At 53.7% G+C, this 25,896-nt stretch carries 23 protein-coding genes; 13 read left to right on the top strand and 10 right to left on the bottom strand.

Translation table 11 applies throughout. From position 1 onward, the window contains the following. The first annotated feature begins 104 nt into the window (after positions 1 to 104). Both gapA and BBA90_RS10975 read left to right on the top strand, forming a co-directional pair. Positions 105 to 1,103, top strand: a complete 999-nt coding sequence (gene gapA / locus BBA90_RS10980; RefSeq protein WP_065649166.1) for a glyceraldehyde-3-phosphate dehydrogenase — start codon at positions 105 to 107, stop codon at positions 1,101 to 1,103. Between the two features lie 72 nt (positions 1,104 to 1,175). Beyond that, positions 1,176 to 2,060, top strand: coding sequence for a D-hexose-6-phosphate mutarotase (locus BBA90_RS10975; RefSeq protein WP_065649165.1), 885 nt, complete (start codon positions 1,176 to 1,178; stop codon positions 2,058 to 2,060). Here BBA90_RS10975 and BBA90_RS10970 read toward each other — a convergent pair. Beyond that, positions 2,057 to 2,902 (bottom strand): aldo/keto reductase, encoded by an 846-nt coding sequence (locus tag BBA90_RS10970; protein ID WP_065649164.1) that lies wholly within the window; start codon positions 2,900 to 2,902, stop codon positions 2,057 to 2,059. The two genes, BBA90_RS10975 and BBA90_RS10970, sit on opposite strands and share 4 nt — an antisense overlap. A 64-nt stretch (positions 2,903 to 2,966) precedes the next feature. Next, on the bottom strand, positions 2,967 to 3,716 hold the full coding sequence (locus BBA90_RS10965; RefSeq protein WP_065649163.1) for a MipA/OmpV family protein: 750 nt from the start codon (positions 3,714 to 3,716) through the stop codon (positions 2,967 to 2,969). A gap of 680 nt (positions 3,717 to 4,396) precedes the next feature. Between BBA90_RS10965 and yeaG the strand changes: the two genes are divergently transcribed. The 6 genes from yeaG to BBA90_RS10935 all read left to right on the top strand — a co-directional run bounded on the left by yeaG (position 4,397) and on the right by BBA90_RS10935 (position 13,121). Further along, positions 4,397 to 6,331: a protein kinase YeaG gene (yeaG, locus tag BBA90_RS10960; protein ID WP_065649162.1), complete on the top strand. Its 1,935-nt coding sequence runs from the start codon at positions 4,397 to 4,399 to the stop codon at positions 6,329 to 6,331. A gap of 88 nt (positions 6,332 to 6,419) precedes the next feature. Beyond that, entirely contained in the window at positions 6,420 to 7,697 is a 1,278-nt protein-coding gene (locus tag BBA90_RS10955) for a YeaH/YhbH family protein (protein ID WP_065649161.1), read from the top strand. Between the two features lie 227 nt (positions 7,698 to 7,924). Next, a complete protein-coding gene (locus BBA90_RS10950; RefSeq protein WP_065649160.1) occupies positions 7,925 to 9,652 on the top strand; it encodes a potassium/proton antiporter in 1,728 nt (575 codons plus the stop codon). A 76-nt stretch (positions 9,653 to 9,728) separates the two neighbouring features. Beyond that, complete coding sequence (locus tag BBA90_RS10945; protein ID WP_065649159.1) at positions 9,729 to 9,962, top strand: DUF1480 family protein; 234 nt, start codon at positions 9,729 to 9,731, stop codon at positions 9,960 to 9,962. Positions 9,963 to 10,339: 377 nt separating this feature from the next. Continuing rightward, positions 10,340 to 11,806 carry an undecaprenyl-phosphate galactose phosphotransferase WbaP gene (wbaP, locus tag BBA90_RS10940; RefSeq protein ID WP_065649158.1) on the top strand — a complete coding sequence of 489 codons (1,467 nt, stop codon included), beginning with the start codon at positions 10,340 to 10,342 and terminating at the stop codon, positions 11,804 to 11,806. A gap of 121 nt (positions 11,807 to 11,927) precedes the next feature. Then, positions 11,928 to 13,121 (top strand): multidrug effflux MFS transporter, encoded by a 1,194-nt coding sequence (locus BBA90_RS10935; RefSeq protein ID WP_065649157.1) that lies wholly within the window; start codon positions 11,928 to 11,930, stop codon positions 13,119 to 13,121. On the opposite strand, the gene dadX is transcribed toward BBA90_RS10935, so the two are convergent. Further along, positions 13,114 to 14,184 carry a catabolic alanine racemase DadX gene (gene dadX / locus BBA90_RS10930; protein WP_065649156.1) on the bottom strand — a complete coding sequence of 357 codons (1,071 nt, stop codon included), beginning with the start codon at positions 14,182 to 14,184 and terminating at the stop codon, positions 13,114 to 13,116. The two genes, BBA90_RS10935 and dadX, sit on opposite strands and share 8 nt — an antisense overlap. Positions 14,185 to 14,205: 21 nt before the next feature. Further along, positions 14,206 to 15,507 (bottom strand): D-amino acid dehydrogenase, encoded by a 1,302-nt coding sequence (locus BBA90_RS10925; RefSeq protein ID WP_065649155.1) that lies wholly within the window; start codon positions 15,505 to 15,507, stop codon positions 14,206 to 14,208. Positions 15,508 to 15,994: 487 nt separating this feature from the next. Between BBA90_RS10925 and BBA90_RS10920 the strand changes: the two genes are divergently transcribed. Next, positions 15,995 to 17,530, top strand: a complete 1,536-nt coding sequence (locus BBA90_RS10920; RefSeq protein ID WP_065649154.1) for a SpoVR family protein — start codon at positions 15,995 to 15,997, stop codon at positions 17,528 to 17,530. A 35-nt stretch (positions 17,531 to 17,565) separates the two neighbouring features. Here the strand turns inward: BBA90_RS10920 and fadR are convergent, their stop codons facing one another. Continuing rightward, positions 17,566 to 18,285, bottom strand: a complete 720-nt coding sequence (gene fadR, locus BBA90_RS10915; RefSeq protein ID WP_065649153.1) for a fatty acid metabolism transcriptional regulator FadR — start codon at positions 18,283 to 18,285, stop codon at positions 17,566 to 17,568. Positions 18,286 to 18,569: 284 nt separating this feature from the next. Between fadR and dsbB the strand changes: the two genes are divergently transcribed. Continuing rightward, positions 18,570 to 19,100 carry a disulfide bond formation protein DsbB gene (dsbB, locus tag BBA90_RS10910; protein WP_065649152.1) on the top strand — a complete coding sequence of 177 codons (531 nt, stop codon included), beginning with the start codon at positions 18,570 to 18,572 and terminating at the stop codon, positions 19,098 to 19,100. A gap of 11 nt (positions 19,101 to 19,111) precedes the next feature. Here the strand turns inward: dsbB and BBA90_RS10905 are convergent, their stop codons facing one another. From BBA90_RS10905 to BBA90_RS10895, 3 genes are all read right to left on the bottom strand, one after another. Next, positions 19,112 to 19,558 (bottom strand): YcgN family cysteine cluster protein, encoded by a 447-nt coding sequence (locus BBA90_RS10905; RefSeq protein ID WP_039384718.1) that lies wholly within the window; start codon positions 19,556 to 19,558, stop codon positions 19,112 to 19,114. A 65-nt stretch (positions 19,559 to 19,623) separates the two neighbouring features. After that, on the bottom strand, positions 19,624 to 20,283 hold the full coding sequence (locus BBA90_RS10900; RefSeq protein WP_065649151.1) for a fumarylacetoacetate hydrolase family protein: 660 nt from the start codon (positions 20,281 to 20,283) through the stop codon (positions 19,624 to 19,626). A gap of 263 nt (positions 20,284 to 20,546) precedes the next feature. Further along, positions 20,547 to 20,822, bottom strand: a complete 276-nt coding sequence (locus BBA90_RS10895) for a YcgL domain-containing protein (protein ID WP_065649150.1) — start codon at positions 20,820 to 20,822, stop codon at positions 20,547 to 20,549. 154 nt (positions 20,823 to 20,976) lie between these two features. Between BBA90_RS10895 and minC the strand changes: the two genes are divergently transcribed. Genes minC through minE form a run of 3 tightly spaced genes read left to right on the top strand, consistent with a single transcriptional unit; the run spans position 20,977 to position 22,803 of the window. Next, entirely contained in the window at positions 20,977 to 21,684 is a 708-nt protein-coding gene (gene minC, locus BBA90_RS10890) for a septum site-determining protein MinC (RefSeq protein WP_065649149.1), read from the top strand. A gap of 33 nt (positions 21,685 to 21,717) precedes the next feature. Next, positions 21,718 to 22,530 carry a septum site-determining protein MinD gene (gene minD / locus BBA90_RS10885; RefSeq protein ID WP_065649148.1) on the top strand — a complete coding sequence of 271 codons (813 nt, stop codon included), beginning with the start codon at positions 21,718 to 21,720 and terminating at the stop codon, positions 22,528 to 22,530. Between the two features lie 3 nt (positions 22,531 to 22,533). After that, positions 22,534 to 22,803: a cell division topological specificity factor MinE gene (minE, locus tag BBA90_RS10880; RefSeq protein WP_039384731.1), complete on the top strand. Its 270-nt coding sequence runs from the start codon at positions 22,534 to 22,536 to the stop codon at positions 22,801 to 22,803. A gap of 55 nt (positions 22,804 to 22,858) precedes the next feature. Here the strand turns inward: minE and rnd are convergent, their stop codons facing one another. Together rnd and fadD are read right to left on the bottom strand one after the other, a co-directional pair. Further along, positions 22,859 to 23,980 carry a ribonuclease D gene (rnd, locus tag BBA90_RS10875; protein WP_065650460.1) on the bottom strand — a complete coding sequence of 374 codons (1,122 nt, stop codon included), beginning with the start codon at positions 23,978 to 23,980 and terminating at the stop codon, positions 22,859 to 22,861. Between the two features lie 99 nt (positions 23,981 to 24,079). Then, positions 24,080 to 25,756: a long-chain-fatty-acid--CoA ligase FadD gene (gene fadD / locus BBA90_RS10870; protein WP_139074185.1), complete on the bottom strand. Its 1,677-nt coding sequence runs from the start codon at positions 25,754 to 25,756 to the stop codon at positions 24,080 to 24,082. Positions 25,757 to 25,896: the final 140 nt, after the last annotated feature.

Here is a 25,896-nt window from a genome sequence, read left to right as displayed (position 1 = left end):
ATTGACCTGTCGCAACAATTGACACGATTCCGCTTGACGCCTGGTAAGGTTTTTGTAATTTTACAGTCAACCTTTTATTCACTAACAAATAGCTGGTGGAATATATGACTATCAAAGTAGGTATCAACGGTTTTGGCCGTATCGGTCGCATCGTTTTCCGTGCTGCTCAGCAGCGTTCAGACATCGAAATCGTTGCGATCAACGACCTGCTCGACGCCGATTACATGGCTTACATGCTGAAATACGATTCTACGCATGGTCGTTTCGACGGCACCGTAGAAGTACAGGATGGTGCGCTGATTGTTAACGGCAAGAAAATCCGTGTTACCGCTGAGAAAGACCCGGCTAACCTGAAGTGGGACGAAGCAGGCGTTGACGTTGTTGCTGAAGCAACCGGGATCTTCCTGACTGACGAAACCGCGCGTAAACATATCTCTGCTGGCGCGAAGAAAGTGGTTCTGACCGGCCCATCTAAAGATGACACCCCGATGTTCGTACGCGGTGCAAACTTTGATAAGTATGCGGGTCAGGATATCGTGTCTAACGCATCCTGCACCACCAACTGCCTGGCACCACTGGCAAAAGTCATCAACGACAAATTCGGTATCGTTGAAGGCCTGATGACCACCGTGCACGCTACCACTGCTACCCAGAAAACTGTTGATGGCCCGTCACACAAAGACTGGCGCGGCGGCCGCGGTGCAGCACAGAACATCATCCCATCGTCTACCGGCGCAGCAAAAGCAGTGGGCAAAGTACTGCCGGAGCTGAACGGCAAACTGACCGGTATGGCTTTCCGTGTACCTACGCCTAACGTCTCTGTGGTTGACCTGACCGTTCGTCTGGAAAAAGCAGCAACTTACAAAGAAATCTGTGAAGCTATCAAAGCAGCTTCAGAAGGCGAAATGAAAGATGTGCTGGGCTATGTTGAAGATGACGTGGTTTCTACAGACTTCAACGGCGAAGTGCTGACCTCAGTGTTTGATGCCAAAGCTGGTATTGCGCTGAATGACAACTTTGTAAAACTGGTTTCCTGGTACGATAACGAAACCGGTTATTCCAACAAGGTTCTCGACCTGATTGCGCTGGTTGCTGCTAAATAAGTAACCAGGCTATACAGATAAGGGTGACTTCGGTCGCCCTTTTTTTTCGACCAGACAAACAGAGGCTGAACGATGCCAAATACGCTTTTTACATTGCCTGTGACTGAGCAAATAACCCCTTATTTGTCTTTGCGTCAGCAGGACGATCTGCCGGTAGTGGTTATCAGTCATCCAAAAGTTCGTGCGGCTATCGCGCTTCAGGGCGCACATCTGCTCGCCTGGCAGCCCAGCGGTCAGCAACCTGTTATCTGGCTGAGTGATAAAAGTGCATTCAGGACAGGTAAAGCGATTCGCGGCGGCGTGCCGATTTGCTGGCCGTGGTTTGGTCCTGCCGGCGAACCGGCGCATGGGTTTGCCCGCACCCAGCCATGGACGCTGACGGCACACGATGAAAATGAAGACGCCGTTATGCTGACATTTACGCTGGAAAGTAACAGCCAGACGAAAAAGCTCTGGCCTCATGATTTTACGCTGCTGGCACGTTTCCGGCTGGCAGAGCAGTGCGAGATCGAACTCGAAGCCTGGGGAGATTTTGAAGCGACAGCTGCACTGCATGCTTATTTCAGCGTGACCGACATTGCCGGCACAGCCGTAAGCGGTCTGGGACATACCTTTATCGATAAAGTAGCAGATAACTCACCGGGCGAAAACAGCGAGGGCGTTCAGCGCTATCCGGGGCGAATCGATCGCATTTATACCGCGCCTGACGAATGCAGCGTAATCAAAGATAGCGGCGGCAGCCGGCAGATTGAGGTTTATCACCACTATCAAAGTGACGTTGTCACATGGAATCCGGGTCCGGAACTCTCCTGCAGCATGGCGGACATGCCAAATGACGGTTATAAAACCATGGTCTGTGTGGAAACGGCGCGCATAAATAAGCCACTGAAAAGCGCAGGCGAAACCCCTGCCCGCCTGGGGACAACCCTGCGCGTGCGCGGCGTTAAACCCGCTTAAACCACATCCAGCGGTACGCGCTGCTGCGGAGCAGGAAACAGCTGATCGAGCAACGCGAGATCGTCGGCGCTGAGCGTAACGTTCAGCGCCGCAGCGTTTTCCTGGACGTGTGCAACGCTTCCCGCTTTAGGGATCGCCATGACGCCGTCATGCCGGATCGCCCAGCTGAGCAGCAGCTGGGCCACGCTAATCTGCTTATGCCGGGCGAGTTCCAGCAGCTGGGCGTTATCAAACAGCGCCTGCCGCAGCCGCCCCGCCTGGGCCAGCGGACAATAGGCCATCACCGGCATCGCGCGCTGCTGGCAGAGCGGCAGCAGCTCATGCTCAATCCCGCGGGATGCGAGATGATACAGCACCTGGTTAGTCGCGCAGGAGAAGCCGCCCTGCTCTTCCCACAGCTCTTCCATGTCGTCGCTGTCAAAATTTGAGACGCCCCAGCTGCGTATTTTTCCCTGCGCCACCAGCTTCTCCATACCGCGAATAGTCTCTTCCAGCGGAATATTACCGCGCCAGTGCAGCAGGTAAAGATCGAGATAATCGGTGTTAAGTCGCTGCAGACTGCGTTCACACGCCCCGGTGATATCAGCTTCACCGGCGTTCCACGGATAGGCTTTTGACACCAGCCAGGCGCTGTCACGCCGCCCCTGCAACGCCTCACCCACCACTCTCTCAGCTTCCCCGTCGGCGTACATTTCTGCCGTATCTATCACCTGCAAACCGGCCGCAAGCCCCGCCTGCAGCGCCGCGATCTCCTGAGCACGCAGCGAGGGGTTTTCCCCCATATACCAGGTGCCCTGCCCGATAGCGGGCAGTGAAGCATCGTTGATCCAGACTTTTTTCATCATCCCTCCTGCGCTGTAGAGCTATAAAAAAACAACGCCTGATATCAGGCGTTGCGAAAGTGCATCAGAAACTGTAACTGAGGCCGGTCCAGAGCGTGACCTGGCCATTTTTATCCACCATCGGGCTATCTTTGATTTCATCATCAAAACGCGTGTAGCGCCCGGAAAAGCTGGCGTTCCAGTTCTGACTAAGCTGGTAGCTGGCATTCAGCTCCACATAAGGCGACCAGCTGTCATCCGGCCGGTATTGTGCAATACCGCTGCGGGCACTCTCATGCGAAGAAACGCCATAGTAGTAACGGTTTTGATTTGCACTGTTCCACAGGGCGCCAATACCGGGTGTCAGGCTGAATGCGCCGAATTCAAAGCGGTACAGATAGGTGAGATCCCAGATGATGCCATTACTGTTATTCAGCACATCACCCAGTAACGCCGTGCGGAGGATCCCCCACTGCGCGACATGGCGGTAGGTGCCGCCCGCCATCAGGGTCATACGACGCTTGTCCAGGGATTTCATGTCGCCAAGATCGTTATCATCCGGGTCATACTGCTGCGGCGAACCGAGCAGCGTCAGTGACAGCTGATTCTGCGGATCTTTCCACAGGTAATAGCCGCCCTGCAGACTGCGAAACCAGAAGTTTTCACCCTCATAGTTAATCACCGGTACGGGCAGATAACGATCCTGTCCGCCACGATAAGGTGATTGAGCATAGATAACAGAGGCGCCCAGCGACAGCGGATCAGCGTGGGCTGCAAATGCGCTCACCAGCGCAGGAGAAAGCAGCATAAATGCAGAAAGTTTAAATGTGTTCACTATGTAGTTTGCCTGTTAAGTCACTCATTGCTTTTGCAGTCTAGCGAATATTTTGCAACGGGGACAATCTGCTGTTAACCGGGTTAATCAGGAAGTGAAAGCGACACAGCGGTGCAGTAGCGGGCCAGGCAGACTGATGCGGGTAAACAACGCAGCCTCATTGTCGCCGCTGCCCGGTCAGAATTTAGTGGATGACTGGCAGAAATAATCCGTTCAAACATGCAGTTGCAAGCCATCAGGCAGAGAGCGGCTATCCCGCATTCCGGCACGCGTGCGTCACCCTCAGGCTTACTGTTTTGTCACGCCGGCTTAATGTATGCCACCGCTTAACCTGACGCCGTATCCGCCTGGCTGACTAATTCTGCCACTCTTCACATCTTGCAGAAATTTACGCACCGTATGCCGGACAGAGATGTTGGCATCTTTACAGGTCGTGTCCCGTCCTCACAGGCAAATATTTTGCAAAACAAGTTTGAGTTAAAACAATCTGCGGAAATTTGCGCGTTTTTTGAGCGCTAATCGTTTAATCCTGCGCCACTTACTACTTGATCTTTATCCGATACACGCTCATAACAATAGAGAAGCAGAGAGATTTATATCCTTAAAAATGAGAGGTTGGCACCACTGTTTGTAAGGTTACGCTTATTGTTCCCAACAATTCTAACAGGACGGGCATCGCTATGAATATATTCGATCACTATCGTCAGCGTTATGAAGCTGCCAAGGACGAAGAGTTCACACTGCAGGAATTTCTTACTATCTGTAAGCAGGATCGCAGTGCATACGCCAATGCGGCAGAACGACTGTTAACGGCTATTGGTGAGCCCGTTATGGTTGATACCGCTCAGGAGCCACGCCTTTCCCGTATTTTCTCGAATCGTGTCATTGGCCGTTATCCGGCGTTTGAAGAGTTTTACGGTATGGAGGAAGCGATTGAACAGATCGTCTCCTACCTGAAACACGCGGCGCAGGGCCTGGAAGAGAAAAAGCAGATTCTCTATTTACTTGGCCCGGTAGGTGGCGGTAAATCTTCTCTTGCCGAACGTTTAAAAGCGCTGATGCAGCGCGTGCCTATCTATGTACTGAGCGCCGATGGTGAACGCAGTCCGGTTAACGATCATCCGCTCTGTCTCTTTAACCCGCAGGAAGATGCCAATATTCTGGAGAAAGAGTATGGCGTACCGCGGCGCTACCTCGGCACCATCATGTCGCCGTGGGCAGCAAAACGTCTGCATGAATTTGGCGGCGATATTACCCGGTTTAAAGTGGTAAAAGTGTGGCCATCTATTCTGGAGCAACTGGCTATCGCTAAAACTGAACCTGGTGATGAAAATAATCAGGATATCTCTGCGCTGGTCGGTAAAGTCGATATTCGCAAGCTGGAAAATCATGCGCAAAACGATCCTGACGCCTATGGGTATTCTGGCGCACTCTGCCGTGCAAACCAGGGCATCATGGAATTTGTGGAGATGTTCAAAGCGCCGATCAAGGTGCTGCATCCACTGCTGACCGCTACGCAGGAAGGCAATTACAACGGCACTGAAGGCATTTCTGCGCTGCCCTTCAACGGCATTATTCTGGCGCACTCCAACGAATCGGAGTGGGTTACCTTCCGTAACAACAAGAATAATGAAGCCTTCCTCGACCGTGTTTATATCGTCAAGGTGCCTTACTGCCTGCGCGTATCAGAAGAGATTAAAATTTACGAGAAACTGCTTAACCACAGCGATCTCACCACCGCGCCCTGCGCCCCTGGCACACTTGAAACGCTGGCACGCTTCACTATCCTGTCGCGAATGAAAGAGCCGGAAAACTCCAGCATCTACTCTAAAATGCGGGTTTATGATGGTGAAAGCCTGAAAGATACCGATCCCAAGGCGAAATCCTGGCAGGAGTATCACGATTACGCAGGCGTTGACGAAGGAATGAATGGCCTTTCAACCCGTTTTGCCTTCAAGATTCTGTCGCGCGTGTTCAACTTCGATCACACTGAAGTTGCTGCTAACCCGGTTCATCTCTTTTACGTACTGGAGCAGCAGATTGAACGCGAGCAGTTTCCGCAGGATCAGGCTGAAAAGTATCTGGAGCATCTGAAAGGATATCTAATCCCGAAATATGCTGAGTTCATCGGCAAAGAGATTCAGACGGCCTATCTGGAGTCCTATTCTGAATATGGTCAGAATATTTTTGACCGCTATGTCACTTATGCTGACTTCTGGATTCAGGATCAGGAGTATCGCGATCCGGATACCGGGCAACTGTTTGACCGTGAGTCGCTTAATGCGGAGCTGGAAAAAATCGAAAAGCCGGCCGGTATCAGTAATCCAAAAGATTTCCGTAATGAGATCGTTAACTTTGTACTTCGCGCCCGGGCGCAAAATAGTGGTCGCAATCCAAACTGGACCAGCTATGAGAAACTGCGCACGGTCATTGAGAAAAAAATGTTCTCCAATACTGAGGAGCTGCTGCCGGTTATCTCGTTTAACACCAAAACGTCTACCGATGAGCAGAAAAAACATGATGATTTTGTCGACCGTATGATGGAGAAAGGCTATACCCGCAAGCAGGTACGTCTGCTCTGCGAATGGTATCTCCGCGTGCGTAAATCGTCATAATCGATCCGTAAGCGCGGCGCCTGGCTCGCCGTTAATCAGGCCGGAGAACCCTTTCCGGCCTGGCTTACACTGCAGTTGAGGGGAAACCATGGCCTATTTTATCGATCGGCGTCTGAACGGTAAAAACAAGAGTGCGGTCAACCGGCAGCGCTTTCTGCGCCGTTATAAGTCGCAAATCAAGCAGTCGATTTCCGAGGCCATCAACAAGCGTTCGGTTACCGACACAGAGAGTGGTGAGTCGGTGTCGATTCCCATTGATGACATCAATGAACCTGTTTTTCATCAGGGCCGCGGCGGCAACCGCCACCGTGTTCATCCCGGCAACGATCACTTTGTACAGAATGACCGTGTAGAGCGGCCTCAGGGCGGTGCAGGCGGCAGCGGCAGCGGTCAGGGCAACGCCAGTCAGGATGGTGAAGGTCAGGATGAATTTGTCTTTCAGATATCGAAAGATGAATATCTCGATTTGCTGTTTGAAGACCTGGCGCTGCCGAATCTGCGCAAAAATCAGCACCGTCAGCTCAATGAGTTTAAAACGCATCGCGCCGGCTTTACCTCAAACGGCGTCCCGGCCAACATCAGCGTGGTCCGTTCACTGCAAAACTCGCTTGCCCGGCGTACGGCCATGACAGCAGGCAAGCGCCGCATGCTGCATGAGCTGGAAGCGGCTCTGCATGAGGTTGAAACCAGTGAACCTGCACAGCTGCTTGAAGAAGAGAGGCTGCGGCAGGAGATTGCTGACCTGCGGGCGCGTATTGAACGGGTGCCGTTTATCGACACCTTTGATCTGCGCTATAAAAACTTTGAAAAGCGTCCTGAACCCTCGAGTCAGGCAGTGATGTTCTGCCTTATGGATGTGTCCGGCTCTATGGATCAGGCCACGAAAGATATGGCTAAACGGTTTTATATTCTGCTTTATCTGTTTCTGAGCCGCACATATAAAAACGTTGAAGTGGTCTATATCCGTCATCACACGCAGGCTAAAGAGGTTGATGAACAGGAGTTTTTCTACTCGCAGGAAACCGGCGGCACCATTGTTTCCAGCGCGCTGAAACTGATGGATGAGGTGGTTAAAGAGCGCTACGACCCGTCACAGTGGAATATCTACGCAGCGCAGGCGTCGGACGGGGATAACTGGGCAGATGATTCGCCGCTGTGCCACGAGATTCTGGCGAAACATATTCTGCCGGTGGTACGCTATTACAGCTATATCGAGATCACCCGGCGCGCGCATCAGACGCTGTGGCGGGAATATGAACATCTGCAGGCCATGTTTGACAATTTTGCGATTCAGCATATTCGTGAGCCTGAAGATATTTATCCGGTATTCCGGGAGCTTTTCCACAAACAGGCTGCTGAGGCCTGAATCACAAGCCGGTCACTGACCGGCTTTTTTATCTCTGATTACGACTTCTTTAACCGCTAAACGCCCCGCTGGTTGCAGGATTTTCCAGTTTAATGTCATCATAGCTCGTATAAACAAAAAACAGGAAATTAAGCGCTGACAAGCCGTTGATAAGGCATTATCTTTTGCACTTATTGGTACGAATTGTTCGTGCCTGTCGGTTTTGGCCCGGTTGCAGGAGAATACTATTGAATACCAGCATGATTTACAGTCTTTTTATCATTGGTTCCGTGCTGGTCGCTGCAAGCATTTTACTGAGCTCGTTTTCCTCACGTCTTGGCATTCCCATTCTGGTGATCTTCCTTGCGCTCGGTATGCTGACCGGCGTGGATGGCATTGGCGGCATCGCTTTTGATAACTATCCGGTGGCCTACCTGGTCTCCAACCTTGCCCTGGCGGTGATTCTGCTGGATGGCGGTATGCGCACTAAAGCCAGCTCGCTGAAAGTTGCGCTCGGCCCGGCGCTGTCGCTGGCAACGATAGGCGTCATGATCACTGCCGGCCTGACCGGTTTAATCGCAGCCTGGCTTTTTAAGCTCGATATGATGCAGGGATTTTTGATTGGCGCCATCATCGGCTCAACGGACGCCGCAGCGGTTTTTTCCCTGCTGGGCGATAAAGGCCTTAATGAACGCGTCAGTTCTACGCTGGAGATTGAATCAGGCAGCAACGACCCGATGGCAGTGTTTCTGACCATCACGCTGATTGATATGATCCAGCAGGGTCAGAGCGGCCTTAGCTGGATGTTTGTGGTACATCTGGTGCAGCAGTTTGGTCTGGGCATTGTCTTTGGCCTCGGCGGCGGCTGGGCGCTGCAGCAGCTGGTTAACCGCATCAGTCTGGCGCAGGGGCTTTATCCGCTGCTGGCGCTTAGCGGTGGCATTATTGTGTTCGCTCTGACCACGGTGATGGAGGGCAGCGGGATCCTCGCGGTCTACTTGTGTGGCTTTTTACTGGGCAACAGCCCTATTCGCAACCGCCACGGTATTCTGCAAACGTTTGATGGCATGGCATGGCTTAGTCAAATCGGCATGTTTATTGTGCTGGGGCTGCTGGTGACGCCCTCCGATTTGTGGCATATCGCTCTGCCGGCCATGATCCTCTCGCTCTGGCTGATTCTGGTCGCCCGCCCGCTTTCGGTGCTGGTCGGGCTGCTGCCTTTTAAAGGGTTTACCGGACGTGAGCGTATTTTTATCAGCTGGGTTGGCCTGCGCGGCGCCGTGCCAATTATTCTGGCCGTGTTTCCGATGATGGCAGGGCTGGAGAACGCCAGACTCTATTTTAATATCGCTTTCTTTGTGGTGCTAGTCTCACTGATGCTGCAGGGAACATCGCTGGGTTACGCAGCAAAACGTGCCAGAGTGGTCGTGCCGCCGCTGGCTTCTCCTGTCAGCCGTATCGGACTTGATATCCATCCGGAAAACCCGTGGGAGCAGTTTATTTACCAGCTGAATGCTGATAAATGGTGTGTAGGTGCCGCGCTGCGCGATCTCAAAATGCCGCGAGAAACGCGCATTGCGGCGCTTTTCCGCGACAACACATTGATGCATCCCAGCGGCGCTACCCGGTTGAAAGAGGGCGATGTGCTGTGCGTGATAGGCCGGGAGCGTGATTTACCGGCGCTGGGCAAAATGTTCAGCCAGACGCCGCCTGTCGCACTTGACCAGCGCTTTTTTGGCGATTTTATTCTCGACGCCGATGCGCGCCTGCGGGATGTGGCGCAGATTTATGGTCTGGAACTGGATAATGAAACAAACGATCAGCAGTCGCTGGGCCAGCTGGTCATGAGCCTGCTCGGCAGCACGCCGGTGGTCGGCGATCAGGTGGAGTGGAAGCAGCTGACGTGGACCGTGGCGGAAAAAGAGGATAACAAAATCATGAAAATCGGCGTACGGGTCAGCGAAGAGCGAGAATAATCCGAGGTTTTAGGGCACCTGAAGCGGTCAGCAGCGACTATGATTTTAGTTATCAGTCAGCAAACGGGAGCAAAAAATGGGAACGGTAGTTAAAATTGGTCGCTATGAAATTGTTGATGCGGAGATGGGAGGCGATAAACCGGATACCGTTTCAATCCCCTGCCAGACCAACCCGGGCCTGAGCTATCAGCTTGATGGCTGGGATCAGGAGACCAGCGTGCCGGCGTGGATCGATGGCGAGCCGGTGGATTTAAAAATTGGTCACTATGACAAAGAACAGGATCGCTGGGTACTTACCCGCCCTGCCTGATATCACCGCACCGTCATACCCCTGCGTATGGCGGTGATTCCTAAAAGTTGCCGAAAAAAAACGCTGTTTTTGCCCGTTTTTTCATCACCAACTGAGTGTTTTCAATAACATAACTGATAGTCCCTCCGCTCAATAATTTCCTTTTAAGAGTAATTCCATATTAACTCTGTCAGATTCCTCTTGCATACTCGTAAACGTTGCTGCTGTTTTCGTGACCTATATCACGTCTTATCCGGCCCTTGCCGTGCAGCGCTTAAGAGATCACCAATGATTATTGTGTTGATAGCAAAGGTTATTTTGTAAGTCAGCCGGTAGTCCTGAGCGCGTACTTGATTCTGGTCAGGCCATCTTTTACTTAAGAAAAGAGAGCGGGTGTTATGGCAAGTACAATTGTAATGAATGACGCAAGCCGTTCGTGGAGCGGCCTGCGAAAAAACCTCATTGCTAAAGTCGCATTAAGTCTGTCCGATCTTATCGCACTTAATCTGGCGCTGTTTTTATCGGCGGCCACCGTCCAGGGCATCTGGGGAGAGCTGGACAGCTTTATTCCGCCGCAGCAGATTGAGTACCGGTTTATTGCGCAGCTTGGCCTTTCGGTACTCTGCACCGCCTGGTTCTGGGTCCGGATGCGACACTACACCTACCGCAAACCTTTCTGGTTTGAGCTAAAAGAGATTATCAGGACGCTGTTTGTATTTTCACTGCTGGATTTAGCGCTGATTGCCTTTTCCAAATGGGATTTCTCACGCATGGTCTGGGTATTCAGCTGGAGCTGGGCACTGCTGCTGCTGCCGCTGATGCGTGCCCTGGTAAAACGGGCAATCAGCCGTGCAGGACAGTGGCAGAAAGAGACCATTATTATTGGCTCAGGCAAAAATGCGCTGGAAGCCTATGCCGCGCTGCAGAGCGAAGAGATTCTGGGCTATAACGTGCAGGCGTTTATCTCACTGGATGATGAAAACAATCCGGCCAAACTCAATGGCGTGCCGGTTATCACCCGTAAAGACATCAACTGGCAGACCATGGATCGCGATAACACGCAGTTTATCGTGGCGACCGAATATGAACAGCAGGCGGTACGCGATCACTGGCTGAAGTTTCTCTCCAAAATGAAATGCCGCTCTATCTCAGTGATCCCGACGCTGCGGGGCGTACCGCTTTACGGTACCGATATGTCTTTTATCTTCAGCCATGAAGTGATGATTCTGCGCGTCAGCAATAATCTGGCCAAGCGCTCATCGCGTTTCCTGAAACGCACCTTTGATATTGTGGTGGCCTCACTGCTGCTGCTGTTTCTTTCTCCGGTATTTGGTCTGCTCTGCTGGATGGTAAAACGCGATGGCGGCAATGCTATTTATGGTCACGAGCGCGTCGGCCAGGATGGAGCAAAGTTCAAATGCCTGAAGTTTCGCTCCATGGTAACAAATTCACAGGACGTCCTGCAGGCGCTGCTGGCAACCAGCGAGGAGGCGCGGGCAGAATGGGATCGTGACTTCAAGCTGAAAAACGATCCGCGTGTTACCCGCATCGGCGGCTTCCTGCGCAAAACCAGCCTTGATGAGCTTCCGCAGCTCTGGAACGTGATCCGCGGAGAGATGAGCCTGGTAGGACCGCGTCCGGTTATCGAAGCTGAACTGGAACGCTATGCCGGTGACGTTGACTACTACCTGATGGCCAAGCCTGGTATGACCGGTTTGTGGCAGGTAAGCGGCCGTAATGATATCGATTATGACACCCGCGTCTATTTTGATTCCTGGTATGTAAAAAACTGGGCGCTGTGGACTGATATTGCCATTCTGTTTAAAACCGCAGGCGTAGTACTGCGTCGCGACGGCGCCTACTGACCGATGTCTGTGCGATGCCTGCCGTCCGGCGGCAGGCATCGCCTTTTCACTTTAGCGCTTTCTTTTTACCCGCAGAGTCATTACCCTTCTCGCCTGTTTAACAGGACGTTTCTGGTTCCTCATGCAAAAATTTACGCTTCTTCTGCTGAGCCTGGTGCTGCTGGCTCCGCTGGGTATTGATCTCTACCTGCCTGTTCTGCCGCAGATTGCCGAAGGCCTTAACGCCCCGGTCAGCCTGATCCAGCTTACCATCCCGCTGTTCCTGCTGATTATGGGCATCGGTCAGCTGGTGACCGGCCCGCTGGTGGACAATTTTGGCCGCAAGCCCGTGGCGCTGATCGGCCTGTTGCTCTATATCGCAGGCAGCGCCGTGGCCGCTACCGCCACGCTCTGGCCGGTGTTTTTCCTCGCACGTGTTATTCAGGGCTGCGGCGTCTGCTGCAGCGCGGTAGTGGCATTCAGCGGCGTACGCGATCGCCTGAGCGGCGATGAGGCGGCACGTGCTTACGGTTTCCTTAATGGTGCGCTGAACATTGTACCGGCGCTGGCGCCGCTGCTGGGCGGCCTTCTGGCAGAAGCCTATGGCTGGCGTGCACCCTTCTGGTTCCTGTGCAGCTATGCGCTGGCGATCGGCCTGCTGGTGATAGTGGCCTTACCGGAAACCCGGCCGGCAGATACGCTGCGTGTGAAAGGGCTTCCGCTGGCACAATATGGCGCAATTCTGCGCCAGCCGCGCTTTCTTGCGTTTGCGTTTGCCAATGCAGGCGCTCTGGGTATGGTGCTGACCTACGTCTCTCTGGCACCGCATGTGCTGATGACCGAAGGTGGCCTGACGCCGCTGCAGTTTTCGTTTGCTTTTGGTGCCAACGGCTTCTGGATCATGGTGGTCAGCGCCTTCGTGAATAAAACAATCCGCAAAGCGGGCCGGCCATTTTGTCTGGCTATGGGTTTTATCACGATGCTGCTGGGAGCAATACTGCTGCTGGCGGGCGTTCACCTTCTGCCTGCTGAATGGCAGTATCACTGGGCGCTCTATATGATCCCGGTGGCGGTGTCAGTTGCAGGCCTCGCCTTTACCGTTGGCCCGGCTACCAGCTATGCGCTGGAACCCTATCAGCAGCAGGCGGGCGTAGCCTCGGCGCTACAGGGGTTTATTCAGATGGCGGGAGGCGCTGGCGGCAGCATGGCAATCGTGGCTCTGCCGATTGCAGAAAAATCGTCACTGGCCCTGATGATGCTGACGGGGGCAGCGCTGGCACTCACTGCCTGGCGCTGCAGCCGTAAGATACGCGGCAGCGTAACCGCGCTTAAATAACCTCAACCGGCACGCGCGGGGCGAGCGCGCACATCAGCTCATACCCTACCGTGCCGGCCGCTGCTGCGACCTCATCAATCTTCACGTCATTACCCCACAGCTCAACGGCGGTACCAATACCCGCCTGCGGACAGGGTTCAAGATCGATCATCATCATATCCATCGACACCGTTCCCAGCGTGCGGGTGCGCACGCCGCCCACGGATATGGGCGTGCCGGTAGGAGCATGGCGCGGATAACCATCAGCATAACCACAGGCAACAACGCCAATCCGCTGAGGTCCGCTGGCCCGGTAGCGATAGCCATAGCCGACGCCATCGCCCGCTGTCAGCTGCTGCACACCAATAATTTCACTGCTCAGCGTCATAACCGGCCGCAGCCCGGTACCGGCGATATCCTGCCAGCGACCGCTGGGCGAAGCGCCATACAGAATGATCCCCGGACGCACCCAGTCATGATGCGTGAGCGGATGCCACAGCGTGGCGGCAGAGTTGGCGAGCGAACGCGGACAGCTCAGGCCTTCAGCCGCCTGTTCAATGCGCTGCAGTGGCTCTGCTATCCCCTCCGGATTATCGGCATCAGCGAAATGTGCCATCAGCGTGATTTCACCTACCCCCGGCAGCGCGCGCAGTTTTTGCCAGGCGTTATGCACCTGTTCAGGGCGAAAACCGAGCCGGTTCATACCGCTGTTCATTTTCAGATACACATCCACGGGGGCGGAGAGCTGTGCGGTCGCCAGAGCGTTAATTTGCCAGTTACTGTGCACGCTGGTGGTCAGCCGGTAGCGATCGATAAGCTTCAGATCGTCGGCGTGAAAAAACCCCTCCAGCAGCAGAATAGGTTTTTTCCATCCCTGCTCGCGCAGCAGAATAGCCTCTTCGATGTTGAGTAACGCAAAACCGTCGGTGCTCTCCAGCGACTGCCAGACGCGGGCAATCCCGTGCCCGTAAGCGTTGGCTTTGACCACTGACCATACGTGTGACTGCGGCGCTGCCCGACGCACCACAGACAGGTTATGACGCAGCGCCTGTCGGTTAACCGACGCGCGCAGAGGACGTGACATAGTGTTAACTCTCCGTGAGTGTTAGCGTGCGATATCCGCGCGGCGTAAAGGCGATGCGTGCGAGGCAAAACCCGGCAGATAGCGCAATACAGAGAGATCGTCTGCGGCAATCGCGGGTTTCTGACCCGATACAATATCAGCCAGTAGCTGACCGGAACCACAGGCCATGGTCCATCCCAGCGTACCGTGTCCGGTATTGAGATAGAGATTGGTCAGCGGGGTACGACCCACAATCGGCGTACCGTCTGGCGTCATCGGACGCAGCCCCGTCCAGAAAGAGGCTTGTTCGATAAATCCGCCTTCAGGATAGAGATCGCGTACGACCATCTCCAGCGTTTCCCGTCGTGCCGGCAACAGTTTGGTGTTAAAACCAACAATTTCTGCCATGCCGCCCACCCGGATACGGTTATCAAAGCGGGTCACCGCCACTTTATACGTTTCATCCAGTATGGTGGAGCGCGGCGCGGCGTCAGCCTCTTTTACCGGAATAGTCAGCGAATACCCTTTGAGCGGGTAGACCGGGATCGCGAGGATATCTTTCAGCAGCGCGGTCGAATAGGAGCCAAATGCCACTACGTAAGCATCTGCTTTGATCACTTCATCACCGCACTTCACACCATAGATGCGGTTACCTTCCCGCAGCAGCTGATCGACCGGCGTATTAAAGCGAAACGTGGCGCCTGCCGCCATCGCCATTTCTGCCAGGCGTTGAGTAAAGAGCTGGCAATCGCCGGTTTCATCATTGGGCAACCGCAGGCCACCGGTCAGCTTGTGCGCGGTGGCGGCCAGCGCCGGCTCGGCACGCTGCAGCTCATGAGCCTGCAGCAGCTCATAAGGCACGCCTGCCTCTTTCAGCACGGCAATATCTTTGCTGGCGCTGTCGAACTGCTGCTGCGTACGAAACAGCTGCAGGGTTCCGCCCTGCCGCTCTTCATAGGCAATGCCGGTTTCAGCGCGCAGCGTTTTCAGGCAGTCGCGGCTGTATTCAGCAATACGTACCATACGGGCTTTGTTTTCCTGATAGTGGCGCATATCGCAATTGCGCAGCATCTGCCACATCCACTCAAGCTGGAACCGGCTGCCGTCCGGCCGCATCGCCAGCGGCGCATGGCGCTGAAACATCCATTTAATCGCCTTTAACGGCACGCCCGGCGCGGCCCAGGGCGCCGCATAGCCAGGAGAGATCTGACCGGCGTTGCCGGCACTGGTTTCCAGCGCGGCGGCAGGCTGACGATCGATGACGGTGACCTCATGTCCGGCCTGCGCCAGATACCAGGCGCTTGCCACTCCCACCACCCCACTTCCCAGAATCACGACACGCATAGGCCCCTCGAGACAAAAGCATAATTAACTGGTATGAGCATCTGAGTCAGAATAATCAGGCTGCTCTGTTTATCTTAGATTTTACCCGGCTATTTCACATCTTTTTTAACATTCTGCACACTTAAATCCTTTCCGATGGCAAAGATCAGAGTTTTACCGCTTCTGATGCGCTAACCGGAGCGCTTTTTCAGAAAAAAATCAGGGCTTTTTCCCTTTTTCAGCAGAATCACCCACTGCTGTCCGCGGGCTATTTTTTTAGTTTATTATTCTGCCATTTCATTTGGAGCCGGATTAATATCTTAGGCCGCGATGGGATTGCGCTATCCGGATGATTTTCTGCCAAAAAAATCGTTTGAGTTACGTTATCGGATGCGAGACAGTGAACTATCCTTGATCTGTTCGCTCAGTTTTTGGGCGCTCTTTCTCAGGACGAAGCCTTCACCCGTGTGGCAGGGTCTTCCTGCCGCCTGCAAAACAGAGGTGCGCTATGACGACAATGTTTGACGAGCCAACCCGTAGCAGTAAACGACTCAGTGACGGGCCCGACTGGACATTTGAGCTGCTTGATGTCTACCTGGCTGAAATTGACCGCGTAGCGAAAAGCTACGGTCTTGATACCTATCCGCATCAGATTGAAGTCATCACATCCGAGCAGATGATGGATGCCTACTCCAGCGTAGGAATGCCCATTAATTATGCTCACTGGTCTTTCGGTAAAAAGTTTATCGAAACCGAGCAGCGCTATAAGCATGGGCAGCAGGGGCTCGCTTATGAGATCGTCATCAATTCTAACCCCTGTATCGCCTATCTGATGGAAGAGAATACAATGACCATGCAGGCGCTGGTCATGGCTCATGCCTGCTACGGACACAACTCTTTCTTCAAAAATAACTATCTGTTCCGCAGCTGGACCGATGCGAGTTCGATCGTCGATTACCTGCTGTTTGCCCGTAACTATATTGCCGACTGCGAGGAGCGCTTTGGCGTCGAAGAGGTTGAGCGTCTGGTGGACTCCTGCCACGCCTTAATGAACTATGGCGTTGACCGCTATAAGCGCCCGCAAAAAATTTCACTGCAGGAAGAGAAAGCGCGGCAAAAGAGTCGCGAAGAGTATCTGCAGAGCCAGGTAAATACGCTATGGCGTACGCTGCCGCGTAAAGAGAAAGAGGCGTCACACGTTGAAGCGGCGCGCTATCCCTCTGAGCCGCAGGAAAATCTGCTCTACTTCATGGAAAAAAATGCCCCCTTGCTGGAGCCCTGGCAGCGTGAAGTGCTGCGCATCGTGCGTAAAGTAAGCCAGTATTTCTATCCGCAGAAACAGACGCAGGTAATGAACGAAGGCTGGGCAACCTTCTGGCACTATACGATCCTCAATCATCTCTACGATGAAGGCAAAGTATCAGAACGTTTTATGATGGAGTTTTTGCACAGCCACACCAACGTTATCTATCAGCCACCCTATAACAGCCAGTGGTATAACGGCATCAACCCTTATGCCCTGGGCTTTGCTATGTTCCAGGACATCAAACGCATCTGCCAGTCGCCAACAGAAGAAGATCGCCACTGGTTCCCCGATATCGCTGGCTCGGACTGGCTTAAAACGCTGCATTTTGCGATGCGCGAGTTTAAAGATGAGAGTTTTATCAGCCAGTTCCTGTCGCCAAAAGTGATGCGCGATTTCCGCCTGTTCACTGTTATGGATGACGATCGTAATAACTACCTGGAAATTGCGGCGATTCATGATGAGGCGGGCTATCGCGCGATTCGCCAGCAGCTGTCTGCCCAGTATAACCTCAGCAATCTGGAGCCCAACATTCAGGTCTACAACGTAGATTTGCGCGGTGACCGGTCGCTAACGCTGCGCTATGTTCCTCAGCAGCGTGCGCCGCTGGATAAAAGCCGGCGCGATGTGCTGAAACATGTTCACCGGCTTTGGGGATTTGATATTCATCTTGAACAGCAGAATGAAGATGGCAGCATAGAGTTGCTCGACCGCTGTCCGCCGCGGGCGCCCGGACTCTGAGCATGAAAAAACCGGACTGAATAGTCCGGTTTTTTTTAGCGCTTGCTGCCGAGATCGTCTGGCAGGTTTTTCTGCATACTGTACCAGATCTCTCCGCTGCGGCGGCCATATACCCGCACGCACTCAACGACCTGTTCCTGCGTCGGCTGCTGCGTACACATATCTGCCAGCTGCTGATAAAAACGGTGCGCCAGTTCACGCGCTTCAGGGTTAGAGAAATAGTGGCGTCCGACCCGCGTATAAAGCCCTTTCAGTCCGTTGAGGATCAGACCATAAATCGGGTTACCGGAAGCAAACGCCAGACCGCGGAATACCCGATAATCGAGTTCAGCATAGGCATCCGCCTGATCCTGCTCATGCAGCGCACTCTCCAGCACTTCGCGGGCTTTTTCCGGATGATGACGCAGCGCACGGCTGATAAAAATAGACGCGATATTGCTGCGTACCGACAGCAGATTATCAATCAGCTGCGGCACGCTGTCGTGATCGAGCCGGGCCAGCGTCTCAAGGATATTAAGCCCGGACGTTTCCCAGAAATCATTTACGCGCGTTGGCTTGCCATGCTGAATGGTCAGCCAGCCATCACGAGCAAGACGCTGCAGCACTTCGCGCAGGGTGGTACGGGTAACGCCAATCAGCTCAGACAATTCACGTTCAGCAGGCAGGATCGACCCGGGGGGGAAACGGCTGTTCCAGATACTCTCAATTATGTACTCTTCTGCGAATCCTGCAGGGCTCTGCGCCTTGATAACCATAGCGTTACGTTCTCATTGCGTTCTTTATCGTCATTACACTCATCATACCAGAGGGGCTATAGCGGAAATAGTCTGCAGGTGGATTAAAAGCATGGCCTGGCGCAAATTTCAGCATGCGGCTGAATGCTTTCACCTGCCCTGTGCCGCACAAACGGCTGACGGGGGAAACAATCTGCTGCGTAAACGATCTGCGTCATTTTTATCGCTGAATTCCGGATTGCAGGCTGGCAGCGTCGGGCTTTTGGTTTACACTGCCAGGCACTGATAGCTAAGGAAAATCCACTATGTTGCGATATCTGAATCTCTGCTCGCGCGGGCGTGGCGCCTGGCTGCTGCTGGCATTCACCGCGCTGGCACTGGAGCTGGTGGCGCTGTTCTTCCAGCATGGGATGGGGCTTAAGCCCTGCGTGATGTGTATCTATGAGCGATGCGCCCTGTTTGGCGTAATGGCAGCAGGGGTAGTAGGTGCGATTGCGCCGCAAACTCCGCTGCGCTGGGCCAGTCTTGCCATCTGGATTTACAGTGCCGCTGAGGGTCTGCGCTTATCCTGGGAGCACACCATGCTGCAGCTGCACCCTAACCCGTTTGTCACCTGCGACTTTGCCGCACGCTTTCCGGCATGGCTGCCACTGGACAAATGGCTGCCTGCAGTGTTTGTTGCCAGTGGCGACTGCGCTGAGCGCGGCTGGACATTTCTTGGCTGGAGCATGCCGCAGTGGATGATCGCCATTTTTGCCGCCTACCTGCTGGTGGCCATGGTCGTGCTCGTGGCTCAGCTCTTCAGGCCGCGTCCGCGCAACCTGTTTGGTCGCTGACGGACGGAGAATCAGCCATTGCGATCGGGACGGTCGATAATGTGATCTTCCCAGTCGCGTACTTCACTCTCCCGTACAGCGATGTAGCGCACAGAGATCCGCTGGGCATGCATCGCTTTTTTTGATCCTGCCAGCAGCGGATGCCAGGCAGGCAGCGCTTTGCCTTCACCAAGCAGCCGGTAGGCGCAGGTGCGCGGCAGCCAGTTAAACGTTGTAAGGTTTTCACGCGTGAGCTTGATACAATCTTCTTCATATTCAAACCGGCGTTCATAATTACGGCACTGGCAGGTTTTAATATTCAGCTGGTTGCAGGCGACATTAGTAAAATAGATTTCATCAGTATCTGCGTCCTGCAGCTTATTCAGACAGCACTGTCCGCAGCCGTCACACAGCGATTCCCACTCAGCGTCGTCCATTTGTTCCAGACGTTTGGTCTGCCAGAAAGGTTGGTCACTCATCATTGCGGTCCGGGTTGTTCAGCAAAACCGCACCTTATAAAGGTTAAGATGCGGTGATGCAAGTATTACAGCACGCGCGTGCTGATACCGTGACCCGCTAGCGATATCTCAAGTTTGTCACCTGAACGCAGCGGACCCACGCCCTCTGGCGTGCCGGTCAGGATCACATCGCCTGCGCGCAGCGTAAAAAACTGGCTCATATAGGCGATAAGCGGCTTGATTTTATGGATCATGTCAGACGTGGAGCCGTGCTGACGCACCTCCCCGTTCACTACCAGCTTCAGTTCACTGTTTTGCGGATCGCCCGTGTAGTCATTGACCGGAATAAAACCGGAAAGCGGGCAGGCATTATCAAACCCTTTCGCGCGCTCCCACGGCTGGCCCGCTTTTTTAAAGCTTGCCTGCAGGTCGCGCAGCGTAAGGTCCAGCGCTACCCCATAACCCGCAATCGCTTTCGCTACATGCTCTTCGCTTGCCTGCTTTAGCGTCGCGCCAATCAGGACGGCGAGTTCTACCTCATGATGCACATCACCCAGCGCGGCAGGAATAGAGAGCGGCTGCCGCAAATCGCATAAGGCTGTCTCAGGTTTAATGAACAGGACCGGCTCGTCCGGGGTTGCGCTGCCCATCTCTTTAATATGTTTTGCATAATTACTGCCTACGCACACCACTTTGCTGACCGGAAAATCCAGCAGAGCACCCTGCCAGTTACGATGCTGATACATATTTTTCACCTGCCTGAGTTATGTTTGCACTCTGCCAGCATGGCAGAGGCTCTGTGAGTAGCGGCCGGAACGGGGCGCCAGTGATAATAATATTAACGGTTATCGCGACAGGTGTAACAGAAATTGTCAAAAGAGATTTATCTTTCTTACGATGGCGGGCAAACAAATATTAATTGCCCATGACAAAAGCGGACATGGGCAATTAATTAATCACTGAACACTGAATATATTTACAGGCTATATTTTTTACAGATGAATCTGAATTAAACTTCTTTACCCTGCTCAAGATGGACGTTGAGCAAACTTTCTACAGGTGGGGGGATCTGCAAATAATAACCCTGCTCACGCAGTCCCTGCTTTACCTTTTCAATGTCTGCGTTGGCCAGCCTCTCACGCTTGTCCAGCGACAGCACCATCGCCAACTGTGGCTTGCCAAACCCTTTAAGCAGCGCTTCCGGCACGCGGGAAAAATCGTCCTTTTTTTCTACATAAAGATAAGTCTGGTCTCGTTGCGGGCTTCTATAGATCACACAAAACATATTTTTTACTCGAATTAACTGTTAGCGTCACTTGCCTGAATATTACAGTAACTATAACATGCTTGCAGAACTTCGAATATTGACCCGGGGATGTTAATGGCGATTTTATCGACGTTCATTTTCAGGTCAAAAAAACAGGACTGAGCCAGGACAGATGCCGCAATCGCCAATCGAATTCAAGGGAAGCAGTTTTACCCTGTCAGTTGTTCATCTGCACCATTCACAACCCGATGTGATTCGTCAGGCGCTGCAGGAGAAAATCGATCAGGCGCCGGCGTTTTTACAGAACGCACCGGTTGTCCTGAACATCTCAGCGCTCTCCGGGGATATTAACTGGAAGCAGATGCAGCAGGCGATCAGCGCGACCGGACTGCGTATTGTTGGCGTTAGCGGTTGCAAAGATGACGCCCAGAAAAAAATGGTGGCCCGCGCGGGTTTACCGGTGCTGTCTGAAGGTAAAGAGAATCGCAAAACGGCTGAAGCACCGCCTGCAGAAGAGGTTGCTGCACCTGCGGTTGTTACCGAGAGCATTAACAAAACGCGCGTGGTGAATACACCAGTGCGTTCCGGTCAGCAGATTTATGCCCGTAACGCCGATCTGATTGTCACCAGCAGCGTCAGCGCCGGGGCAGAACTGGTGGCCGATGGCAATATTCACATATACGGCATGATGCGCGGTCGGGCGCTGGCAGGTGCCAGCGGCGATCGCGACTGCCAGATTTTTTGTACTCACCTTGCTGCTGAGCTGGTCTCAATTGCCGGTGAGTACTGGATCATGGATCAGATTCCGGCGGAATTTTTTGGTAAAGCGGCGCGCCTCTGTCTGAAAGAGGGCGCGCTTACCATCCAGACACTTAATTAGGCCCCTTTTCTTTCGTTAAGGAAATCAACATTTATGGCACGCATTATTGTAGTAACATCGGGCAAAGGGGGCGTTGGCAAGACCACGTCAAGCGCGGCCATCGCGACAGGGTTAGCGCAAAAGGGCAAAAAAACCGTTGTTATCGACTTTGATATCGGTCTGCGTAATCTCGATTTGATTATGGGCTGTGAACGTCGCGTCGTGTACGACTTTGTTAACGTTATTCAGGGCGATGCGACCCTGAATCAGGCGCTGATCCGCGATAAACGCACCGAGCAGCTCTATATTCTGCCGGCCTCGCAGACGCGTGATAAAGATGCTCTGACGCGCGAAGGCGTCGAGAAAGTGCTGAACGATTTAGCCGCTATGGAGTTCGATTTTATCGTCTGTGACTCCCCGGCCGGCATCGAAACCGGCGCGCTGATGGCGCTCTATTTCGCGGATGAAGCGATCATCACAACCAACCCGGAAGTCTCATCCGTACGTGACTCTGACCGCATTCTCGGCATTATCTCCTCTAAGTCCCGCCGGGCTGAAAACAGCCAGGATCCGGTCAAAGAGCATCTGCTGCTGACCCGCTACAATCCGGGCCGTGTCACCCGTGGCGATATGCTGAGCATGGAAGATGTGCTGGAAATCCTGCGTATTCCGCTGGTGGGTGTAATCCCGGAAGATCAGTCTGTGCTGCGCGCCTCAAACCAGGGCGAACCGGTGATCCTCGACACCAATTCTGACGCCGGTAAAGCTTATGCTGATACCGTAGAACGCCTGCTTGGCGAAGAACGCCCCTTCCGCTTTATTGAAGAAGAGAAGAAGGGTTTCCTGAAACGCCTGTTCGGGGGATAACCAATGGCCTTACTCGATTTCTTTTTATCCCGTAAAAAGAGCACAGCCAATATAGCCAAGGAGCGGCTGCAGATTATCGTCGCTGAACGCAGGAGGGGCGACAGTGAGCCCCACTATTTGCCTCAGCTTAAACGCGATATCCTGGAAGTGATCTGCAAGTATGTCAAAATCGATCCCGATATGGTGACCGTACAGCTCGATCAGAAAGGCGACGATATTTCGATTCTGGAGCTGAACGTGACGCTGCCGGAAACGGAAGACGCCCCGAAATGAGTGGAGCAGATCGCAGCGTTTCCCCTGCGTAGTAACGCAGGGGAAAGTCGCGGTTTTACAGCGCCTGCAGAATCTGATCGATCCCTGGCTTCAGCAGCTCACCACGCCAGCCATTCAGCAGTTCGGGTGTGCGGTTTGCTGATTTCAGCCCCCAGTATATGCTGAGAACCTGATTGATCTGGCGGCGTGATGCCAGCAGTTCCTGACTGTACCCTGTCTCTTCGCTTACCTGCTGTACCAGCGCTTTAATCGCTTTAAAGACCTGCTTATAGTGCGGGTGCTCAATGAGATTGGGCAGCGGCGCCGGCAGCGTTGCCTCATCCTGTACCAGCGCATCCGCCACCAGCTCAATCATCGCTTTACCGTGAAAGCGGATTTCATGGCCGTTGAGTCCAAGGTGATCCAGTTCACCGAGGCTGCCAGGCAGATAGCGAGCCACTTTCCACAGATTCTCTTCACGCACTACAAAGTTAACCGCCATATCTTTCTGACGCGCCACTTTCAGACGCCATGCTGCCAGGCGCTGCAGTGCCGCCAGCTGGCGCGGGCGCAGCTGCCAGGCGTTGGTGATATCGCGCCACGCTTCCTCAGGCTGCACGATGTCCAGCCGACGCTGACACAGCATGTCGCACTCGCTCAGTGCTGCATGCATATTGCCGGCGGCGTCAGTCTGCGTCATCAGCTGACGAGCAATCGGCAGCAGGTACGCAACATCCGCTGCGGCATACTGACACTGGCGCTCGGTCAGCGGGCGCGCGAGCCAGTCGGTGCGGGCCTCACTTTTATCCAGTTCGATCTGGTTAAAGTGATTCACCATGGCCGCAAAGCCCCAGGAGAGCGGCTGACCGGAAAAAGCGGCCAGGATCTGGGTATCGATCATCGGCTGCGGCAGGCAACCAAAGCGATGCAGAAAGACTTCCAGATCTTCGCCACCGGCGTGCAGAAATTTCGTCACCTGCACGTCCTGCAGCAAAGCGATAAACGGCGCCCAGTCACCAATCGGCAGTGGATCGATCAGCACCAGTTGTTCACCATCAAACAGCTGAATCAGCCCAAGCTGAGGATAGTAAGTCCGGGTGCGTACAAATTCAGTATCCAGAGCAACAGCATCATGCTGGCGAGCCAGGCGGCACACTTCAGCCAGCTGGTGGTCTTGGTCGATCAGGGTGTAATTCACGTATTTATTCCCGCTGCGCAAACCCCGCGCAGCGCTCCATGTTAAAAGCAATAAAAACGCCGGTCGTTGCCGGCGTTAACCTGTGGAAGCGCGGCAACCTTATTGCCCTTCCCGCTTCGCCTCATCGCGCAGTTCACGCCGTAAAATTTTGCCCACGTTTGTCTTTGGCAGCTCTTCACGAAATTCAATGATTTTCGGCACTTTGTAGCCGGTCAGCTGACGCCGGCAGTGATCCAGCACCTCTTCTTTGGTAAGTGCAGGATCTTTTTTAACAATACAGACCTTCACCGCTTCACCAGAGAGTTCGCTTGGTACGCCAATCGCAGCGGCTTCACGGATTTTTGGATGCTGCATCAGCACATCTTCGATTTCGTTAGGATAGACATTGAAGCCGGAAACCAGAATCATATCTTTTTTACGATCGACAATCCGGATGAACCCCTCGCTGTCCACGGTAACAATATCGCCAGTATGCAGCCAGCCATTTTTCAGCACTTCCAGCGTGGCGTCAGGACGCTGCCAGTAGCCCGCCATCACCTGCGGGCCGCGAATGCAAAGCTCGCCCGGCTCGCCCGGCGTCACTTCGTTATCCTGATCGTCAATAATCCGTACATCGGTAGAGGGCACCGGCAGGCCAATACTGCCGGTATGACAGGTAATGTCATAAGGGTTAACCGACACCAGCGGGGAGCATTCGGTAAGGCCATAGCCTTCAAGCAGATAATGCCCGGTGAGCTTTTCCCAGCGCTCGGCGACGGCTTTCTGAACTGACATACCTCCGCCAGCTGAGAGCCGCAGCGTGGAAAAGTCGAGTTTGTTAAAGTTTTCGTCATTGAGCAGCGCGTTGAACAGCGTATTCACGCCGGTGATGGCGGTAAACGGGAATTTAGCCAGCTCTTTAACGAACCCTGGAATGTCGCGCGGATTAGTAATCAGCAGATTAGTGCCGCCGAGATCAAGGAACAGCAGGCAGTTAACCGTCAGCGCAAAAATATGGTAAAGCGGCAGCGCCGTCACCACATGCTCCTGCCCGGCACGCAGCAGTTTGCCATAGGTGGCTTTTGTCTGCTCCAGATTGGCCTGCATGTTGCCATGGGTCAGCATTGCACCTTTAGCAACGCCGGTGGTGCCGCCGGTGTACTGCAGAAAGGCCAGATCATTATTACTTAACGCCGGGCGCTGATAAGCCATACGTGCGCCCTGCTGCAGCGCATGCCGCAGCGGCACCGCGCCAGGCAAATGGTATTTCGGCACCAGCTTTTTGATATATTTGACGACGAAGTTCACCAGCGTTGCTTTGACCGGTGCCAGGTGATCGCCCATACGCGTCAGCATGACATGCTTAACTGCCGTATCTGCCACGACCTTTTCCAGCGTGTGGGCAAAATTGGAGACGATAACAATCGCGCTGGCACCGCTGTCGTTGAGTTGATGCTTCAGCTCGCGCGGGGTATAGAGCGGGTTCACATTCACCACCACCATACCGGCACGCAGCACACCAAACAGCGCCACCGGATATTGCAGCAGATTAGGCATCATCAGCGCTACGCGATCGCCCTGCTGCAGTCCCAGCCCCTGTTGCAGCCAGGCGGCGAAGTCCCGGCTCTGCGCGTCAAGCTGGCGATAGGTCAGCGGCTGACCCATATTGATGAATGCAACGTTGTCAGCATAATGCAATACCGCATGTTCAAAGAGATCGACCAGAGAGGGATAGCGGTCGGCATTTATTTCTGCTGGCACATCTGGCGGATAGCGTTTCAGCCAAACTTTCGTCAAAGAGTCACCCCGATATTCTTGTTGCGTAGCCATCGCCGCCTCTGCAATCAGTGTTGTTAACAATACTTTAACTGATTGTACCAGTTTGCCGGTCGCGGCATTTTCAGGTTGCGAAGCCCATCACTAAATTTCGCGCGCCA

Origin of the sequence: Pantoea eucrina (assembly GCF_001691555.1) — a bacterium.
Lineage (GTDB): Bacteria > Pseudomonadota > Gammaproteobacteria > Enterobacterales > Enterobacteriaceae > Pantoea > Pantoea borealis.
The sequence above is the reverse complement of the archived record's forward strand: the minus strand, read 5'-3'. Positions and strand labels throughout refer to the sequence as shown.

Coding starts and splice junctions, on each gene's coding strand:
- gapA (WP_065649166.1), top strand. CDS start 105: ATGACTATCAAAGTAGGTATCAACGGTTTTGGCCGTATCGGTCGCATC.
- BBA90_RS10975 (WP_065649165.1), top strand. CDS start 1,176: ATGCCAAATACGCTTTTTACATTGCCTGTGACTGAGCAAATAACCCCT.
- BBA90_RS10970 (WP_065649164.1), bottom strand. CDS start 2,902: ATGAAAAAAGTCTGGATCAACGATGCTTCACTGCCCGCTATCGGGCAG.
- yeaG (WP_065649162.1), top strand. CDS start 4,397: ATGAATATATTCGATCACTATCGTCAGCGTTATGAAGCTGCCAAGGAC.
- BBA90_RS10955 (WP_065649161.1), top strand. CDS start 6,420: ATGGCCTATTTTATCGATCGGCGTCTGAACGGTAAAAACAAGAGTGCG.
- BBA90_RS10945 (WP_065649159.1), top strand. CDS start 9,729: ATGGGAACGGTAGTTAAAATTGGTCGCTATGAAATTGTTGATGCGGAG.
- wbaP (WP_065649158.1), top strand. CDS start 10,340: ATGGCAAGTACAATTGTAATGAATGACGCAAGCCGTTCGTGGAGCGGC.
- BBA90_RS10935 (WP_065649157.1), top strand. CDS start 11,928: ATGCAAAAATTTACGCTTCTTCTGCTGAGCCTGGTGCTGCTGGCTCCG.
- dadX (WP_065649156.1), bottom strand. CDS start 14,184: ATGTCACGTCCTCTGCGCGCGTCGGTTAACCGACAGGCGCTGCGTCAT.
- BBA90_RS10925 (WP_065649155.1), bottom strand. CDS start 15,507: ATGCGTGTCGTGATTCTGGGAAGTGGGGTGGTGGGAGTGGCAAGCGCC.
- BBA90_RS10920 (WP_065649154.1), top strand. CDS start 15,995: ATGACGACAATGTTTGACGAGCCAACCCGTAGCAGTAAACGACTCAGT.
- fadR (WP_065649153.1), bottom strand. CDS start 18,285: ATGGTTATCAAGGCGCAGAGCCCTGCAGGATTCGCAGAAGAGTACATA.
- dsbB (WP_065649152.1), top strand. CDS start 18,570: ATGTTGCGATATCTGAATCTCTGCTCGCGCGGGCGTGGCGCCTGGCTG.
- BBA90_RS10905 (WP_039384718.1), bottom strand. CDS start 19,558: ATGAGTGACCAACCTTTCTGGCAGACCAAACGTCTGGAACAAATGGAC.
- BBA90_RS10900 (WP_065649151.1), bottom strand. CDS start 20,283: ATGTATCAGCATCGTAACTGGCAGGGTGCTCTGCTGGATTTTCCGGTC.
- BBA90_RS10895 (WP_065649150.1), bottom strand. CDS start 20,822: ATGTTTTGTGTGATCTATAGAAGCCCGCAACGAGACCAGACTTATCTT.
- minC (WP_065649149.1), top strand. CDS start 20,977: ATGCCGCAATCGCCAATCGAATTCAAGGGAAGCAGTTTTACCCTGTCA.
- minD (WP_065649148.1), top strand. CDS start 21,718: ATGGCACGCATTATTGTAGTAACATCGGGCAAAGGGGGCGTTGGCAAG.
- minE (WP_039384731.1), top strand. CDS start 22,534: ATGGCCTTACTCGATTTCTTTTTATCCCGTAAAAAGAGCACAGCCAAT.